The 17251-nt window shown below is 60.7% G+C and carries 13 protein-coding genes; 9 read left to right on the top strand and 4 right to left on the bottom strand.

Going from position 1 to position 17251, the window contains the following annotated elements:
- The first annotated feature begins 12 nt into the window (after window positions 1-12).
- Window positions 13-2097, top strand: coding sequence for a primosomal protein N' (locus VSX42_RS03770; protein ID WP_326503034.1), 2085 nt, complete (start codon window positions 13-15; stop codon window positions 2095-2097).
- Between the two features lie 50 nt (window positions 2098-2147).
- Here the strand turns inward: VSX42_RS03770 and VSX42_RS03765 are convergent, their stop codons facing one another.
- A complete protein-coding gene (locus VSX42_RS03765; protein ID WP_326503033.1) occupies window positions 2148-3260 on the bottom strand; it encodes a glycosyltransferase family 1 protein in 1113 nt (370 codons plus the stop codon).
- A 1-nt stretch (window position 3261) separates the two neighbouring features.
- Complete coding sequence (locus tag VSX42_RS03760; protein WP_326503032.1) at window positions 3262-4179, bottom strand: alpha/beta hydrolase; 918 nt, start codon at window positions 4177-4179, stop codon at window positions 3262-3264.
- Between the two features lie 232 nt (window positions 4180-4411).
- Here VSX42_RS03760 and leuS point away from each other — a divergent pair, with 232 nt between their 5' ends.
- The 6 genes from leuS (at window position 4412) to holA (ending at window position 12574) form a co-directional block, all read left to right on the top strand.
- Window positions 4412-6850, top strand: coding sequence for a leucine--tRNA ligase (leuS, locus tag VSX42_RS03755; RefSeq protein WP_326503247.1), 2439 nt, complete (start codon window positions 4412-4414; stop codon window positions 6848-6850).
- A 125-nt stretch (window positions 6851-6975) separates the two neighbouring features.
- Entirely contained in the window at window positions 6976-7884 is a 909-nt protein-coding gene (locus tag VSX42_RS03750) for a DegV family protein (protein ID WP_326503031.1), read from the top strand.
- A 438-nt stretch (window positions 7885-8322) separates the two neighbouring features.
- Entirely contained in the window at window positions 8323-8997 is a 675-nt protein-coding gene (locus VSX42_RS03745; protein ID WP_326503030.1) for a ComEA family DNA-binding protein, read from the top strand.
- A gap of 278 nt (window positions 8998-9275) precedes the next feature.
- Window positions 9276-10586, top strand: a complete 1311-nt coding sequence (locus VSX42_RS03740; RefSeq protein WP_326503029.1) for a ComEC/Rec2 family competence protein — start codon at window positions 9276-9278, stop codon at window positions 10584-10586.
- Entirely contained in the window at window positions 10583-11512 is a 930-nt protein-coding gene (locus VSX42_RS03735) for a ComEC/Rec2 family competence protein (RefSeq protein ID WP_326503028.1), read from the top strand. The genes VSX42_RS03740 and VSX42_RS03735 overlap by 4 nt, the downstream gene beginning before the upstream one ends.
- A 54-nt stretch (window positions 11513-11566) precedes the next feature.
- Complete coding sequence (gene holA, locus VSX42_RS03730; RefSeq protein ID WP_326503027.1) at window positions 11567-12574, top strand: DNA polymerase III subunit delta; 1008 nt, start codon at window positions 11567-11569, stop codon at window positions 12572-12574.
- Between the two features lie 101 nt (window positions 12575-12675).
- Here the strand turns inward: holA and rpsT are convergent, their stop codons facing one another.
- Together rpsT and VSX42_RS03720 are read right to left on the bottom strand one after the other, a co-directional pair.
- A complete protein-coding gene (gene rpsT, locus VSX42_RS03725; RefSeq protein ID WP_185172890.1) occupies window positions 12676-12939 on the bottom strand; it encodes a 30S ribosomal protein S20 in 264 nt (87 codons plus the stop codon).
- Window positions 12940-13193: 254 nt separating this feature from the next.
- The gene (locus VSX42_RS03720; protein ID WP_326503026.1) at window positions 13194-13919 is read right to left on the bottom strand and encodes a type II toxin-antitoxin system PemK/MazF family toxin; all 726 of its coding nucleotides are present in this window, start codon (window positions 13917-13919) and stop codon (window positions 13194-13196) included.
- Window positions 13920-14062: 143 nt separating this feature from the next.
- Here VSX42_RS03720 and lepA point away from each other — a divergent pair, with 143 nt between their 5' ends.
- Together lepA and hemW are read left to right on the top strand one after the other, a co-directional pair.
- Complete coding sequence (gene lepA / locus VSX42_RS03715; protein WP_326503025.1) at window positions 14063-15919, top strand: translation elongation factor 4; 1857 nt, start codon at window positions 14063-14065, stop codon at window positions 15917-15919.
- On the top strand, window positions 15919-17169 hold the full coding sequence (hemW, locus tag VSX42_RS03710) for a radical SAM family heme chaperone HemW (RefSeq protein ID WP_326503024.1): 1251 nt from the start codon (window positions 15919-15921) through the stop codon (window positions 17167-17169). Before lepA ends, hemW begins: the two co-directional genes overlap by 1 nt.
- Window positions 17170-17251: the final 82 nt, after the last annotated feature.

The raw sequence follows: 17251 nt of genomic DNA, 5'->3' as shown, positions 1-17251 counted from the left end.
TAAAATGTCTGTATGACAACGGCACCCACCTCCGAATCCCTGCAACCAGATTTGTTGCAGGGATTCGACATACCCGATGCGCACCTGGTCGGCTCCACGGCAGCCGAGGATGCCGCGGTGCAGCTGCCGATTGCTCGCGTGCACATCGACACCCATGTGCCCCACCTCGATAGGCTCTTTGACTACCGGGTGCCAGCGGCCCTTGATGAAGAGGCCCAGCCCGGGGTACGGGTGCGGGTTAAGTTCGGGGGGAGAGAGGTCACCGGCTGGTTGCGGGAGAGGGTAGAACATTCGGACGCCCCCGCCCGCCTGGTACCCCTGCACAAGGTGATTTCTCCCCTGCCCGTTGTTACACCCGAGGTCTTTGAGTTAGCTGATGCCCTAGCGGAGCGCTACGCGGGGCTGGTGTCCGATGTGCTCCGCCTAGCTGTACCCCCGCGGGTCGCTAGCGTTGAAAAAGCTTTTTTAGAGGCCGAAGTCCCGGCTGAAGCGCCCACACCAGATTGCCCCGACCTCAACGGCTTCACTGATTACGCCCAGGGGGCAGAGTTCTGTGAGGACCTGCTTGCCGGCCATCAGGCCCGGGCGGTGATGGCCGTGCTGCCCTCCCACCCTGAACGGAGCTGGGAGCAGCTGCTGGCGTCCGCCCTGGTAGCTACCGCCTCCACCGGCAGGGGAGCCCTAGCTGTTGTGCCAGACCATAAGAGTCTTGACCGGCTCACAACCGCCCTCGAAGAGCTTGTAGACGAGAGTGTTTTTGTGCGGTTGACCGCCAACGACAAGCCCACTCCCCGCTACCGCAGTTATCTGAAAGCCCAAAGCGGGCAGGTGCGTATCGTGATCGGTACTCGCTCAGCCGCCTACGCTCCCGTAGCGAACCTGGGTCTGGTTGCCTGCTGGGACGACGGGGACTCTTCCCTGGTTGAGCAGCGGGCCCCCTACTGCCAGGCCCGTGACGTTCTTTTGTTGCGTGCCACCCTAGAAAAGACGGCGGCCCTCTTTTTGGGTTATGCGGTCTCTAGTGAGGCTGCCCGCCTGGTCCGCACCCGCTGGGCCAGTTTCCTGGGGGCGGATAGGGCCCTGGTCAGGTCTTTTACTCCCCGGGTCATGCCCACTGGCGATGACTACCAGCTGGCCCGCGACCCCCTGGCGGCAATTGCCCGCATACCCCACCAGGCTTTCGCCGTAGCCAAGGACGCCCTGGCTACGGGGCCCGTACTGATTCAGGTGGCCCGTGCCGGCTACATCCCCGCCCTGGCCTGCCAGCGCTGCCGCATGCCCGCCCGCTGCGATAACTGTCGCGGCCCCCTGACCCAGCCCGCCGGAGGAAGTGCCCCCCAGTGCGGCTGGTGCGGCCACCTGGCCCACCACTGGCACTGTCTTGACTGCGGGTATAACCGCTGGCGTAGTGGTATCGCCGGTGCCCTGCGAACCGCAGAAGAACTTGGTCGGGCCTTTCCCGGGGTTCCGGTGATAACCTCCAGCGGCGAGAACATCAAATCCCGTATCGGCCCAGAACCAGCCCTGGTCATTGCCACTCCCGGCGGCGAACCGGTAGCTGAGGGCGGTTATGCGGCAGCCCTGCTGCTTGATGCTGACCGGATGCTCCAGTTCGATTCCCTGCGTGCCCCTGAAACCGCCCTTCGGCGCTGGTTGAACGCGGCAGCCCTGGTGCGCTCCTTTGCCGTGGGCGGCCGCGTCGTCACCACGGCCAGCCCCTCGGCAGCTCTTGAAGCCCTGGTGCGCTGGGACCCCATGGGCTTTGCCCTCTGGGAAATGGACGAGCGTGCCGAGATTGGCCTGCCCCCGGCCGTCCGCACCGCTGCCATTACCGGTAGTGAGCGTGCCGTGCAGGTCTTTTTGGAGGCTATTACCCTGCCCGATGAGGCCCGCGTCAACGGCCCCATGCCCTTGGCCGATTCGACCGGCTACTACGAGGGGGAGGCCGACAGCGACCTCTACCGAGCCATTATCTTCTTCCCCTATGCTGTGGGAGCCAAGCTCACCCACCACCTGCGCTCCATCAAGGCCTCGCTAGCTGCCCTGAAAAAGAGTGAGCCCGTACAGATACGCTGCGACGGGCTCGATATTCTCTAGGTCTGCTCGGTGACTGGGTAGCTGAGCAAGCCCCTGGGGCGGCTCAGCTTCTACTGCCGATGTAGGGAAGAAACTAAATCCAGCAGGGTGAGGGCGCTCTGTTGCCAGGTGTAGCGGGCGGCGTCCGCAAGACCATTCACAATGCTGGTCTGCTGGACTTGCCGGTCTTCTAGATTGCGTACCTCCTGGGCAAAGGCGAAGGGGGAGCTGGTCTCAGCAAAGCGGGCTGAGGGGGCAATTTCCCGGAAAATCGGGATATCCGACAGCACCACGGGGCAGCCCGCCGACTGGGCCTCTACCACTGGTAGCCCGTAGCCTTCTTCCTGCGAGGCGGTCAGCAGGGCAGCGGCGGTGCCTAGCAGCTGGCGGTAGTCTTCATCGCTGATTCCCCCGTGGAACACCACGTTTTCACCCGCTAGAGGTGCCAGTTCCTCCAGGCGCGCCGAGGCTGCCTTAGAGAGCAGGTGCAGGCGATAGTCCGGCAGGAACTTCATGGCCTGCAGCAGGGTTTCAACGTTCTTGTAGGGCATGAAGGAGCCCATGTAAATCAGGTCTTTAGTACGGGCCGGGGCCAATTCGAGCGCCTGCTCCTGGGTCACAAAATCCTTGGCTTGGGGAGCATTGGGTATCACCGTGATGGGGTTGGTGGTTAGCTCGTGCTCCCGCATCAAAGCCGCCGTGGTCTGCGAAACCGTAGCGACAGCGTCCGCCCGGTTCAGCAGGTAGCGCTGGGGCGCGTAGGTAGTGTGGAAGGCCCGCCAGCCCAGCCGAACCGGCAGGGGGAGGAAGCCCGGCGGCGTGGGGTGGGAGTAGTAAATCAAATCGTGCAGGGTCAGAATCAGCTTGAACTGTCTGCCCAGCCCACCCAGCCCGATGGTTTGCATGGGCGAGAAGACCACGTCGGGGGAGTAGCGGTTGAGCTGCAGGGCGGCGGTGGGTTCCAGGGCGGACGTCGGCACACAGATCTGCACGGACGGCAGGTCGGGGAGCATCTCAAGCTGACGCGGATCGCTAATGACCATGGTGAGCTCCAGGCCTTCGGGCAGGCGCCGGTCACCGGCGTCCGCTAGCTCCTTGAGAGCTAAGAGTAAGGACGCAGTGTAGCGGCTAATCCCGTCGTGAAAACCGATGCGGGTATAACGGGCATCAACAAAGAGTTTCATGCTACTTGCCCTCCTCTAGGCCTTGGGAATGAAAGTCGGCAATCAGGAAAGCAGCCCGTAGGGGAGTTTCGTAGTGAATCAGGTGGCCAACCTCGGGAATGATATCGAGCCGCCCCCGCTGGAGTTTACGGGCCATGGCCTGCTGAAGTTCTAGGGTACCCAGGTCGTCTTTCTCCGCCACAATGAGTTGGACCGGCATCGGCAGAGCTGGGGTGAAATCAGCTGCGGTGGTACTGATAGAGGCCCGGTAAGCCTGTAGAACCGCCTCACGGGAGGCAAAGGCACCGAAGTAGGCATCGTGCTGGCCGTTGATGAAACGGCGCAGGGCGGGGTCGTGATTCTTCATCATGAACTCACTGCTCAATCTGGTGACCAGGCGGGAGCGCAGCAGGGCAAAACCCAGGGGAGCAGGTAGGACAGCTCCAGCACCGTAATAGAGCTCTGCCAGGCGGCTCATCACCTTTTGGTCACCCTCAAGGGCAGGTTGGCAGATGGGGTTAATCAGGCTCAAACGCTCTACCAGATGGGGGCGCACCAGGGCAGTATAAGAGCTTACGATCGACCCGAAAGAGTGGCCCACCAGGTGCACCGGGCTACCCACAGCAGTCTCAATGAAATCGACCAACCAGGCAGCATAGGTGCTCACCGCATGCTCAGCCCCCTCAATCGGGGCAGTCTTACCAAAGCCCGGAAGATCAGGGATATAAACACAAAAATCCTTCAGGCCGGTGGCAATGATTTCAAGGCCGTGGTGATCGCCCCTAAAGCCGTGCACCAAAACCAGGGGAGCCGCGTCCGCCTTTCCATACATCCACCAGCGGCTATAAGTGCCGCCCACCCAGCCCTCGTAGCGCGTCCCGGCAGGAACCTGCTGAGGTACCGGCTCAAAAACATGGGCCAAGTGGGGGCTTGCAGACATAGTGACTCCTTTTCTCTACCCCACCACTGTACCGCCTCACTACCCACTTCTCAGTGGGCAAACGGCCACCGGGCAAAGCAAGCCCAAGCGCGGTACACTAGGAATCAAACCATTGACAGCTTTGACTTGTGCGCGCCCAAAAAGCGCAAGCACCACTCGACAGACAGGAAACACGGTGACTGCTGAGGTAGAACCTACCGAACAGAACGAAACCACATGGGACTTCCGCTCCATGGAAGCCAAGTGGCAGCCCTACTGGGAAGAAACCAAGGTTTTTGAACCCACCAACGAAGAAGGTAAGGAAACCCGCTACGTAGCGGATATGTTCCCCTACCCCTCCGGCGACCTCCACATGGGCCACGCCGAAGCCTTCGCCATTGGCGACGTCACCGCCCGCTTCTGGAAGCAAAAGGGCTACGATGTGCTGCACCCCATCGGCTGGGACTCCTTCGGCCTGCCCGCAGAAAACGCAGCCATCAAGAACAACACCCACCCCAAAGAGTGGACCTACAAGAACATCGAGACCCAGGCCGGCTCTTTCAAGCGCTACGGCATCATGACCGACTGGTCCCGCCGCCTGCACACCTCTGACCCCGAATACTACAAGTGGACCCAGTGGCTCTTCCAGCAGTTCTACAAGAAGGGCCTGGCCTACCGTAAGTATTCCCAGGTTAACTGGTGCCCCAAGGACCAGACCGTGCTGGCCAACGAGCAAGTTGTCAACGGCGAGTGCGAACGCTGCCACACCCCCGTGACCAAAAAGTCTCTGAACCAGTGGTACTTCAAGATCACCGACTACGCCCAGGAACTGCTGGACGACATGAAGGAGCTAGAGGGCCACTGGCCCGACCGCGTGCTGGCTATGCAGCGCAACTGGATCGGCCGCTCCGAAGGTGCCGAGGTTACTTTTAAGATTGAGGCTGCCGGTAACAAGCCCGCCACCACCGTAGACGTGTTCACCACCCGCCCTGATACCCTCTACGGCGCAACCTTCTTCATCGTGGCAGCCGACGCCGACCTGGCCCTCGACCTGGTAACCGATGACCAACGGGAAGCCCTGGAAGCCTACCGCGAAGAGATCAAGGTTCTGTCGGATATCGACCGCCAGTCCACCGACCGCGAGAAGACCGGTGTCTTCCTGGGCCGTTACGCCATCAACCCCCTGACCGGCGATAAGCTGCCCCTGTGGGCCTCAGATTACGCCCTGGCCGACTACGGCACCGGCGCGCTGATGGCGGTTCCCGCCCACGACCAGCGCGACCTGGACTTCGCCCGCAAGTTCGATATTCCCGTCATCACCGTTCTCGACACCGGTGAGGACGACCCGGCAGAAACCGGCGTCGCTACCACCGGCGATGGTGTGCACATCAACTCCGGCCCGCTAGATGGTCTGAACAAGGTTGACGGCATCTCAAAGGCTATTGAGACTCTTGAGGAGAAGGGAGTGGGCACCGGCAAGGTCAACTTCCGCCTGCGTGACTGGCTGCTCTCCCGCCAGCGCTTCTGGGGCTGCCCCATTCCCGTCATCCACTGTGAAGAGCACGGTGAACAGCTGGTTCCGGAAGAGCAGCTGCCCGTCCTGCTCCCCGATAACCTGGCCGGTGAAGACCTGGCGCCCAAGGGTCAGTCGCCCCTGGCAGCTGCCACCGACTGGAACACCGTTCCGTGCCCCGTCTGCGGTAAGGACGCCAAGCGCGACTCAGACACCATGGACACCTTCGTGGATTCCTCCTGGTACTTCTTGCGCTACGTCTCGCCCAATTTTGATGAGGCGGTCTTCGACCCCGAGCAGATGAAGAAGTGGAACCAGGTAGACATGTACGTCGGCGGTGTTGAGCACGCGATTCTGCACCTGCTCTACGCCCGCTTCTTCACCAAGGTCATCCGCGACCTGGGTCTGATTGAACACTCTGAGCCCTTCAAGGCCCTGATGAACCAGGGCCAGGTGCTCAACCAGGGTAAGGCTATGTCCAAGTCCCTGGGCAATGGTGTTGACCTGGGCCAGCAGCTCGATAAGTTCGGCGTCGACGCCGTCCGCACCGTCATGGTCTTCGCCTCCCCGCCCGAGGACGATGTCGACTGGGCCGACGTTTCCCCCGCAGGTATGCAGAAGTTCCTGGCTCGCGCCTGGCGCATTGCCCAGGACGTCACCAGCGAGGTTGGGGCGGAGGGCTCAACCGGTGACGCTGCCCTGCACAAGCTGGTGCACCGCACCGTCCACGACGTCGATGCCCTGGTAGAGAACGGCAAGTTCAACGTTGCCGTGGCCAAGACTATGGAGCTGGTCAACGCTACCCGCAAGGTTATCGACTCCGGTGCAGGTGCTGCTGACCCGGCCGTCCGCGAGGCTGCTGAGACCATCGCCATCCTGCTCTCCCTCTACGCCCCCTACACCGCAGAGGACGCCTGGCACCTACTCGGCCACGATACCCCGGTACTGACCGCGGGTTGGCCCGAAGTTGACCCGGCCCAGCTGGTAGACGATACCGTCACCGCAATCGTGCAGGTCAAGGGCAAGGTCAAAGACCGTCTGGAGGTCGCCAAGGATATTTCTGAAGCCGACCTTGAAGCCCTGGCTCTGAGGTCAGAGGCCGTTCAGCGAGCCCTAGGCGACGCTGAGGTGCGCAAGGTCATTGTGCGTGCCCCCAAGCTGGTCAATATCGTGATCTAGTGAGATCTAGATAGGTATCATCGGGTGCTCCTTCCGTAGCGAGGGGTACCCGATTTTTCTATCTTTTGAGTGATTGCTATGGACTGAGTCACTCCAAGGGCTTGGCTAGGCGGTAGAGTAGTGAGGTGCGTTCTATAGCCCTGGTCACCGATTCATCTGCTGCCCTGCCCGCCACTACCCTTGAACAGCTCAAGACCGAAGGCGGGTTTAGTCTGGTTGAGCTACCGGTCACCGTGGGCGACAACACTTTGAATGACCTACCTGCCGATCAGATAGATGCCGCTATCGCTTTAGCTCATGTTCAGGGGGAGCAGGTGCTGACCTCCGGCGTTGCGCCGGGTACCCTGGTGGACGCCTACGAGCAGCTGGCAGCCCAGGGATACTCTGCGATTATTTCAGTTCATTTATCGGGGGAACTGTCGGGTACCTGCGATGCGGCCCGTTTAGCGGCGCAGCTGGTCGATATGCCGGTGGTGGTGGTTGACTCGCTCAACCTCGCGATGGGGCTGGGCGAGCCCGTGCTCCGCTTGCACCGCATCCTTGCCCGAGAGCAGGACTTAGAGCAGGCCACCGCTTTGGCCGAGGAGCTTTGTGCTTCTACCGAGCTCTTTTTCTTTATTCCTACCCTGGAGGCCCTTAAGCGGGGCGGACGCGTCAGCCCCGCTCTAGCTATGGTGGGCCAGATGTTTCAGATTCGGCCCGTAGCTACCGTGCTCGATGGCAAACTGCACTACGTTGAGCGCCCCCGCACTACAGCTAAGGCGATTGAACGGCTTGCGGCTTTGACCGAACAGGCTAGCGCCGAGCGGGCCGGTGAATTACCACTAGATGTGCCGCTGAAGGATAGGGAGTCAGCCGACCTGCTGCGCCGCCAGGGGCAGGTGGTTGCTATCCATTACAGCGGTAATGAGGAGCAGGCGTGGGAGTTTAAACAGGCCCTGGGATCTATCGCCTCTGGGGCTGTGGTAACGCCCTTGCCCCCGGTGCTCTCTGCCCATGCGGGCTTAGGGGCCCTGTCCGCCGTTATTTTCTAGAGTTATTTTCAAGATGGTGCAGAGACCCTGTGGATAGGGGCCTGGGTCGCGTCATCTTGTGACTCAGCTGCACCGCCTGTGAGGTTTCTGGGGCTATTTTCCGCAGGACGGTGGGAGAGGCTTTATCCACAGGCGCCGTCGGCCTTGGCCTAGACGATCGGAAGCTCTTAGCCTGGGGCCATGTCTCAGAACTCTAGGTACCCCGCTGATACCCTACCGTCTGTTTCGGTTGAACCTGCCGATACCTATGCAGATCAACCGAGTCAGACCGATTATCTCTTGCGCAGCAGGCGCCACGGCCCTGCTCCTGCGAGCGCCTCCCGGAGTCCCCGACATCGGGCGCTTCTTGAGCGTGCTTTGGCGTCTTCCGATTCAGAGGCTCCCGGTCTTGGTCCGCAGGCTTCGGTGACCCGGTGGCGAGTACCTACGGGTGCTCTGGTGATTCTTGCTCTTGTCTTGGGTCTGGTTGCTCTGTGGCCTGTGGTTTTTTCTGGTGGCGGCTCGTCTGTGTCGGCGGTTCCTGTGGCTCCTTCTGGGGGTGACGTGGTGCCGGCTGATGGGGGCAGCCCGGTGCCGGGCGTTGAGGCAGGGCAGGGGTTGAGCACCGGGGCGGACGCTGCTTCAGTTGCCGCTCATGGGGGAAGTGCGCCTGTGGTGGTTCATGTTGCCGGTGCGGTGCAGACTCCGGGAGTCTACGAGCTGGATTCTGGGAGCCGGGTAAATGATGCGGTCACAGCTGCCGGCGGGCTCAGGGATGATGCGGATACGTCGGCGATTAACCTGGCAGCCCCTGCTAGTGACGGGAGCCAGATCTATATTCCGGTACAGGGCGAGGCACCGCCTAACTCGGCGAGTGCCGCAGAGGCCGCTCATGGTTCGGCGGAGACGGGCCACGGAACAGGCCGGGGTGCGGACGCCGCCGGGCTAGTGAATATCAATACGGCAAGCGCCGAAGAGCTTCAGACCCTGCCGAAGGTCGGCCCGGTGCTGGCTGCATCGATTATTAGCTGGCGGGAGCAGTACGGGGGTTTCAGCTCGGTGGATGAGCTGGATCAGGTGTCGGGCATTGGGCCAGCCACTCTGGAAGCTCTCCGCCCGCTGGTGACGGTATGAAAAGGGTTCTGGTTGTTGGACGGAGCTGGCAACAGGCTCAAGCTGAACGGGCCGAACATCGGCGGGTGCAACCGCGTCTGACCGATGCCCGTCTTGTGGTACCTGCTGTGGGTCTCTGGTGTTTTACCGCCCTGTGGATTCTTGCCGGCTCTTGGTGGGTAATGTGGGCCGGAGCCTTGCTCGCTTGCCTTGCCCTGGGCTCCTGGTGCGGCGCCCAGCTTATAGTTCGGAAAAGTATTGCGAAGGTAAAAGGTTCATGGGCCCAGGTACCGGTCTCTGTGTCATATACTCTGGCGCTAACCTGCCTGCTCGCTGCCTTACAGACTGTTGTCCTTCAGGCCCAGGGCTACCCTCAACAGTGGGAGCTGATGCAGGCCCTGAACGGGCAGGGAATCCGTGTGATGGCCGAAGTAACTGAGGCCCGGCCTGCTCCGACGGGTGGGTATAGGTTGCAGGTAGAAACTGTGGAAATAAGGCAGGCTACTAGGGCCTGGGCCCAGCGGGTACCTCTCACCGTCTATATAGATAAACTTTTTATTCCGGGAAGCACTGTCAGCGCGGTAGGGGAGTTGAAGGTCAGCGGAACCTACTACCGGTTGCAGGGAGCTGTGAGCCTACTGGAGCAACCGGCTTCTGTAGCCCCTCTCTTCGAACTCAAGAGCGGGTTGCGCGATAGGGCAGTGGACCAGCTGGGTGCCGAACGGGCTGGCCTGCTCCTGGGTATGGCCTACGGCGATGATTCTTCCCTGCCTGCACCGGCTCTTTCATCTTTGCGGGTGGCCGGTCTAACGCACCTGACAGCTGTTTCAGGGGCCAACATTACCCTGATTTTTATCGTCGCCTACCGTCTGCTCTACCCGCTGTGGCCCCGGCGCCCTGCCCTCATAGCAGTCGGAGTAGCCGCGTCATCTGCCTACGTTGTGCTGGTAGGGCTTGACGGTTCTGTACTCAGAGCCTGGACGATGGGCCTGCTGGGAGCTCTAGGTCTAATTCTCGGCCACGGAGCCTACCGTCTGGCTTTCCTCTCAACCTGCGTGATGGCTCTTCTTCTGACAGCGCCACCCCTTGCCACCCACTACGGCTTTATTCTCTCGGTCGTGGCTACAGCTTCCCTCCTGATACTGGCGCCTGCTCTCTCGCGCCTCCTCAGCAGGAGGCTGCCCCTTCTGCTCGCTGATCTGGTAGCTCTACCCTGTGCAGCTAGCCTCTGGTGCGCACCGGTTATCCTGATACTTTCCGAGTCCATCTACCCCTATACGGTTCTAGCTAATCTTCTGGCCACCCCTTTGGTAGCACCTATTACCGTGCTGGGGTTGCTGGCCCTCATTGGCTACGCCCTGGGGCTAGCCCACCCCCTGCTCGATGTCCTCATGAATATCGGTGGCTTTCTTACCCAGGGGCTGCTAGCGGTTGCTGCCTGGTGCCACAAGCTACCGGCAAGTCAGCTACCCCTAGTGCTTTCACCGCTTACTCTAGGGTTGACCCTACTGGGGGTTGTGGGTATTAGCTGGCTAGTTCTCTCAGCGGACAGGTCTCTCAACTCCCTGCCCGCAGCTCGCTTGCCTCGACTGCTAGGGGGCAGACCGTGAACCGCAGGAGAAACAAAAGCCTGGTCGACCTTGCCCTCCTAGCGCTCGTGATAGGTCTAGCGGTTTTCCTGCTGCACGACCGTTGGCCGGCTTCTCACCGGGCCCCTGAGCACTGGCAATGGATTACCTGCGATGTAGGCCAGGGGGACGCCCACCTAATCCGCACCGGCCAGCGGTCGGCCTACCTTCTCGATACCGGCGACGATTACTCGGCGCTCAAGTCCTGCCTAGACTGGGCCGGGGTAGACCAGCTGGAAGCTGTGCTCATTACCCATGCCCATAGCGACCACGATGGGGCGCTACAACAGGTTCAAAGTGACTTCGCCCAGCCGACGCTGGTGACGTCGCCCCATTACAGCAGACAGGGGGAGCAAACCCCGGTCACTCAAGGAACAGCTACCTATCGGCTTGCTGCGGGCTCGGCCTTCCCCGCAGAGTCTGTTACCGCAGAGCGGCACGAGGTAACCCGTCAGCCCCTGGGCCGGGTGCTCTGGCCCCCGGAGCAGGCCCAGCGGATTCCCGGCGCAACCGGCTCCTCTAGCTGGATCAACAATTCCTCCCTCGTCATCCACTGGTCATTGCCTGCCAGGGAGACCGGCCAGAGACCGCTGACCGTGCTTACCACGGGGGATCTTGAAGCGGACGCCGCCCACCGGCTTCTTGCCGAATCAGCGGGTCAGCTGCCTGCTGACGTCCTTAAAATTGCCCACCACGGCTCGGCGGGCAGTGGCACCGACCTGATCATCGCAGCCAGCCCCTCCCTAGCGATCATCCCTGTGGGAGCCGGTAACAGCTACGGGCATCCGCATGAGAGTATTCTCAGCTTCCTGAACCGAAGTTCTATCCCCGCTGCCCGCACAGACCTTTCGGGGCATCTGGCACTGACCACCAGTGACCGGGGGATTGAAGTGACTGCCTCGGGCTAAACCTGCACAAAAGCGCTTTATCTGACAAGATAGAAAGGCACCCAAGGAGGATACATGGCACGCACACCCCGCAACCGCTCAACTGGGCCAGATAACGGCTGGCGATCGGTTCCGCTTGCTCCGCTCGTTTTGCTCTACGGCCCCGAAGAATACTTTGCCTCCCGGGCTACCCAGCGGCTCCGCCAGCTCTTTGAAGAGGCCCACGGCAGCTACGAACTCACCAGCCTCTCAGCCAAAGATTACCGGGCCGGACAGCTAGACGTCCTTGCCAGCCCCTCCCTTTTCGACGAACCCAAAATCATTGAGGTCACCCAGGTGGCATCCATGAGCGACGCCTTTCTGCAAGACGCTCTTGCCTATGCCGCTGCGCCCCACGACTCCACCCTGGTGGTGCTGCACCATGCAGGCGGCAACAGGGGTAAAAAGCTTATTGATACCATCAAGGCTAATAAGTCCTACCCGGTAGTCGAGTGTAAGGCACTGAAAAATGAACGCGACCGGCTGGACTTCGTCATTTACGAGTTCCGCTCGGCCCAGCGTTCGATTGACCCACCCGCAGCGACAGCTCTCGCGGCGGCAACCAGTGATATCTCAGAACTAGCCTCGGCTGCCCGCCAGCTCATTGCAGATGAACCGGGTACCATCACTGTAGACACCATCGACCGCTACTTCGGCGGCCGTACCGAGGTCACCGCCTTTAAGGTGGGCGATGCTGCGGTAGCGGGCAACAGCAGGGAAGCCATTAAACTGCTCCGCCAGGCGATCGATACCGGAAGCGACCCTATCCCTATCCTGGGTGCTCTGGCTGCCCGCATGCGGAACATTGCCAAAGTGCACGGAGTGCGCGGTAACTCCAACCAGCTGGCGGGCGACCTCAAGATGGCGCCCTGGCAGGTAGAAGCTGCTCAGCGCGATTCCCGCAGGTATGCACCTGCCGACCTGGCCCGCGTCCTAGCCCTGCTGGCCGATACCGATGCCCAGCTCAAGGGCGAGAATCTTGACTCTTTCTACCCCCTAGAAAAAGCCGTGTTGGCTATTTCCCAGGCCTCCAGAACCCACTAGCAACAGGGCAAGAAAGCACAAGGCCCCGCTCCCATGAAAGGGAGCGGGGCCTTGCGTCACTTCGCTCTTAGACGCCGGCTAGAGGGGCCGGAATATAGAACTTAGGAAAGCTTGTTGACGAGAACGGTCAGACCGGACTTCTTGTTAGCTGCGTTCTTCTTGTGCAGAACACCCTTAGAAACAGCCTTATCCAGCTTGCGGTTCGCAACACGAAGAGCTTCAGTTGCTGCTTCAACGTTCTGAGCTTCAACTGCCTCGTTGACCTTACGGATGGAGGTCTTGAGATCTGACTTGATTGCGTTGTTGCGCAGACGAGCCTTCTCGTTGGTGAGGATGCGCTTCTTCTGGGACTTGATGTTAGCCACGATTAAAAACTTTCTGTTTTTGTCTAATTGGTCGGTGAGGGCTGCGCTGACCGGTCATCGACTGAGCGGCGTGGGGATGCCTATGGCAACCAGTCAGCAGTGCCCGATGACCATCGGACACACAAGGGTTAACTTTATCAGCTCCGCCCCAGCTTAGGGCAGAGATATAAGCAACAATTTCTTAGACTCTGCCAGATTGGGTAGAGCAGGCTCGCAGCGAGCGCGAGCCTGTATAAACCCTTTGAGTAAGTCTCTTAGCGGCGGCGGTAGGCTTCGGCGATGAAGTCGAAGGTTGCCCGGTCCATGATGGCTCCCTCACGGCGGATGCCGGTCGGGTTGAGCTGGATGACCCGGTTGAGTTTGACCTCGGAGTCGCGTCCTTCCTTGTCCCATACACCTGCGCCGATATCCAGGTAGTTGGGGTCGGTGGTGCGGGAGTTGGAGTGATCCTTGCTGGTGAGCATGAGCCCCAGCAGGTAAGAACCGGAGCGTCCGATGACTAGGACAGGGCGGTCCTTGCCCCGGCTGTAGTCCTCTTCGAAGGGGACCCAGGCCCAGACGACTTCGCCGGGGTCAGCGTCGCCGTCGAGAGCGGGGGAGTAGTCAAAGGCTACCGAGCCGAAGTAGTCGCCGGGGTAGCCGCCCTGTTCCCAGCTTCCGGTGGAGGGGGCGGACGCTGCTGCCCCGTTTCCTGCCGGGTAGCCGGTGGCGTAGGGGTTGGAGGGGGCCGACGGGCGGGGTGACCCGGTGGACTGACTGGCAGGTGCCTGCTGGCTACTGCCGGGGCCGAACGTACCAAAATTGCCGTTGCCGGCGTCCGGACGCTGCTGGGTGCGTGTGCCTGCCTGGTTCCCACCGCTTGAGGGGCGGGTGCCGGTGCCCTGCTGCTTATTCTTCTGGTTCTGGTACTTGTTCCATTCTCGGTAGATGCGCTGGCCGATGTTCAGTGCCTGCTGGATGGTTCGCATGTTGATCTTCATGGTCACTACAATAATCGCTGCTCCTCGGCGCGCGAGCAGACACGCACCGGCTAAATGTGAGAAACTGGTTAACTGATTTCTACCGTCAGAGACCCGGTAGGCTCCCATGAGCTTTCTGAGAGTCGTGAAAGGACCCAACACACGTGTCACCCTTGGCGACCAACCCGCCCAAACCGGCGGCCACTGACCCTTCCGTTATCCGTAATTTCTGCATCATTGCGCATATTGACCACGGTAAATCCACCCTGGCTGACCGCATGTTGCAGGCCACCGGCGTGGTCACTCCGCGCGAGATGAAGGCCCAGTACCTTGACCGCATGGATATCGAGCGTGAGCGCGGTATCACTATTAAGTCCCAGGCTGTTCGTATGCCTTGGGAGGTGGACGGCGTCAACTATGCCCTAAACATGATTGATACCCCCGGTCACGTGGACTTCACCTACGAGGTCTCCCGTTCTCTGGCTGCGTGTGAGGGCGCCCTGCTGCTGGTTGATGCTGCTCAGGGTATTGAGGCTCAGACCCTAGCTAATCTCTACCTGGCTATGGAAAATGACCTGACCATTATTCCGGTGCTCAACAAGATTGACCTTCCGGCAGCCCAGCCCGATAAGTATGCTGAGGAGTTGGCTAACCTGATTGGTGTTGAGCCTGAGGATGTGCTGCGAGTTTCGGGTAAAACCGGTGAGGGTGTACCCGAGCTACTGGACCGCATCGTTGAGCTGCTGCCCGCGCCCGAGGGGCAGGCTGATGCCCCCGCTCGCGCTATGATTTTTGACTCTGTCTACGACTCCTACCGCGGTGTGGTCACCTACGTTCGTGTGGTGGACGGCAAGCTGGAACCCCGCCAGAAGATCAAGATGATGTCTACCGGCGCCGAGCATGATTTGCTGGAAATCGGTGTGATTTCTCCCGAGCCCAAGCCGACCGACGGACTGGGCGTGGGCGAGGTGGGCTACTTGATTACCGGTGTGAAGGACGTCCGCCTGTCCCGCGTGGGTGATACCGTCACCAGTGCCCACAAGCCTGCCGCAGAAGAGCTGGGTGGCTACGAGGACCCCAAGCCCATGGTCTTCTCGGGTCTCTTCCCGATTGACGGCTCTGACTACCCGGCCCTGCGTGACGCCCTCGATAAGCTACAGCTCAACGACGCCGCCCTGATTTACGAGCCTGAGACCTCTGCGGCTCTGGGCTTTGGTTTCCGCTGTGGCTTCCTGGGCCTGCTCCACCTTGAAATTGTGCGTGAGCGCCTGGAACGCGAGTTCAACCTCGACCTGATTTCTACTGCCCCCAACGTTATCTACGATGTGGTGGCTGAGGACGGCACCGCCCAGCGCGTAACCAACCCCTCCGAGTTCCCCGAGGGTAAGGTAGCTACCATCCGCGAACCGATGGTGGCCTGCACCATCATTGCCCCGAACGAGTTTGTGGGCGCGATTATGGAACTGTGCCAGTCCCGCCGCGGCACCATGGGCGGCATGGACTACCTTTCCCAGGATCGCGTGGAGCTGCGCTACCGCCTGCCCCTGGCCGAAATTGTCTTTGACTTCTTCGACCAGCTCAAGTCCAAGACCCGCGGCTATGCCTCCCTGGACTGGAAGTTTGACGGTGAGGAAGAAGCCGATCTGGTCAAGGTTGATATTCTGCTGCAGGGCGAGAAAGTTGATGCTTTCTCGGCCATTACCCACCGCGATAAGGCCTACTCCTATGGTGTGATGATGACCGGCAAGCTGCGCGAGCTGATCCCTCGTCAGCAGTTCGAGGTGCCGATTCAGGCTGCTATTGGCTCTCGTATTATTGCCCGTGAGAATATCCGCGCTATGCGCAAGGACGTTCTGTCTAAGTGCTACGGTGGCGATATTTCGCGTAAGCGTAAGCTGCTGGAGAAGCAGAAGGAAGGTAAGAAGCGTATGAAGATGGTGGGCCGTGTTGAGGTCCCCCAGGAAGCCTTCATCGCAGCCCTGTCTTCCGGTGAAGAAGGCAAGGACAAGGGCAAGAAGTAATGCCAGCCCAGCCTCTGGGCGCTCCGGCCCCTTTGGACGGCAGAATCCCCGCTGATTCTGCCGTCCACGGCGTTGAGCGCGATTTTTCTCTCTACGTGCACGTTCCGTTTTGCTCGGTACGGTGTGGCTACTGCGACTTCAATACTTATGCCACCGAGGATTTCGGCAACGGGGTGGGTTTGGGTACCTATGCCAAGGACGCCATCGCTGAGTTGCGCTTTGCCCGGCAGGTTTTGCGCGAGTCGGGTGTCGCTGACCGTCCGCTCTACTCTGTCTTTTTTGGCGGGGGCACCCCCACCAAGCTGCCCACCACTGACCTTGTGAAGATTCTGCACGAAGCGGTTGAGCTGTTTGGTCTAGAAGAGGGCGCTGAGGTAACAACCGAGGCTAATCCCGACTCGGTGACCCGCGAGGACCTTAAGACGCTGAAGGCCGGTGGCTTTACCCGGGTGTCCTTCGGTATGCAGTCGGTGGTACCTGAAGTGCTTCAGGTGCTCGACCGTACCCATACTCCGGCGAATGTTCCCAAGGTGGTTTCTTGGGCTAAAGAGGTTGGGCTTCAGGTGTCGGTTGACCTAATTTACGGGTCGCCGGGGGAGAGCCTGGCCCAGTGGGAGCAGTCGGTGCGAGCTGCGGTGTCGTATGCCCCCGACCATATCTCTGCCTATTCGCTCATCGTTGAAGAGGGTACCAAACTGGCTGCCCAGATTCGGCGGGGCGACTACACCATGCCCGACGAGGACCTCATGGCGGATATGTACCTGCTGGCTGAGCGGATCTTCAATGAGGCCGGCTACCACTGGTATGAGGTGTCGAACTACGCCAAGTCACCGGAGTATCGTTCCCGCCATAACTATGCCTACTGGCGTAACCAGGACTGGTGGGGAATTGGCCCTGGCGCCCACTCACATGTGAACGGCACCCGCTGGTGGAACCTCAAGCACCCGGTACCCTATGCCAACCGAGTCCGGGCTGGTCAAAGCCCGGCTGCTGCCCGTGAGGTTTTGGGGGAGCAGACCCGCAGGTTTGAGGACATCATGCTGCAGGTCAGGGTCATTGACGGCCTAGAGATGTCCCGCCTGCTGAAGGGTGGCGATGCTGCCCGAATCGAGGCGTCCCTGAACTGGCTTCAGAGGCAGGGCTTGATTGACTCCGAGGCGAGAGCGGGCGGACGCGTGCAGCTCACCCTCCAGGGGCGCCTGCTGGGCGATGCGGTGACCAGGGAGCTCCTCCCCGACATTGGCAGCTAACTAGTCTTGCCCTGCCAGGGGGAAACGAAGGGGGCGGTCTGGCTCAGCTGAGTCAGACCGCCCCCCTTCATGTTCTAGCAGC

It is taken from the genome of Rothia nasimurium, from assembly GCF_035916755.1.
Taxonomy (GTDB): Bacteria; Actinomycetota; Actinomycetes; order Actinomycetales; family Micrococcaceae; genus Rothia.
This window is presented reverse-complemented; position numbering and strand designations above follow the sequence as displayed.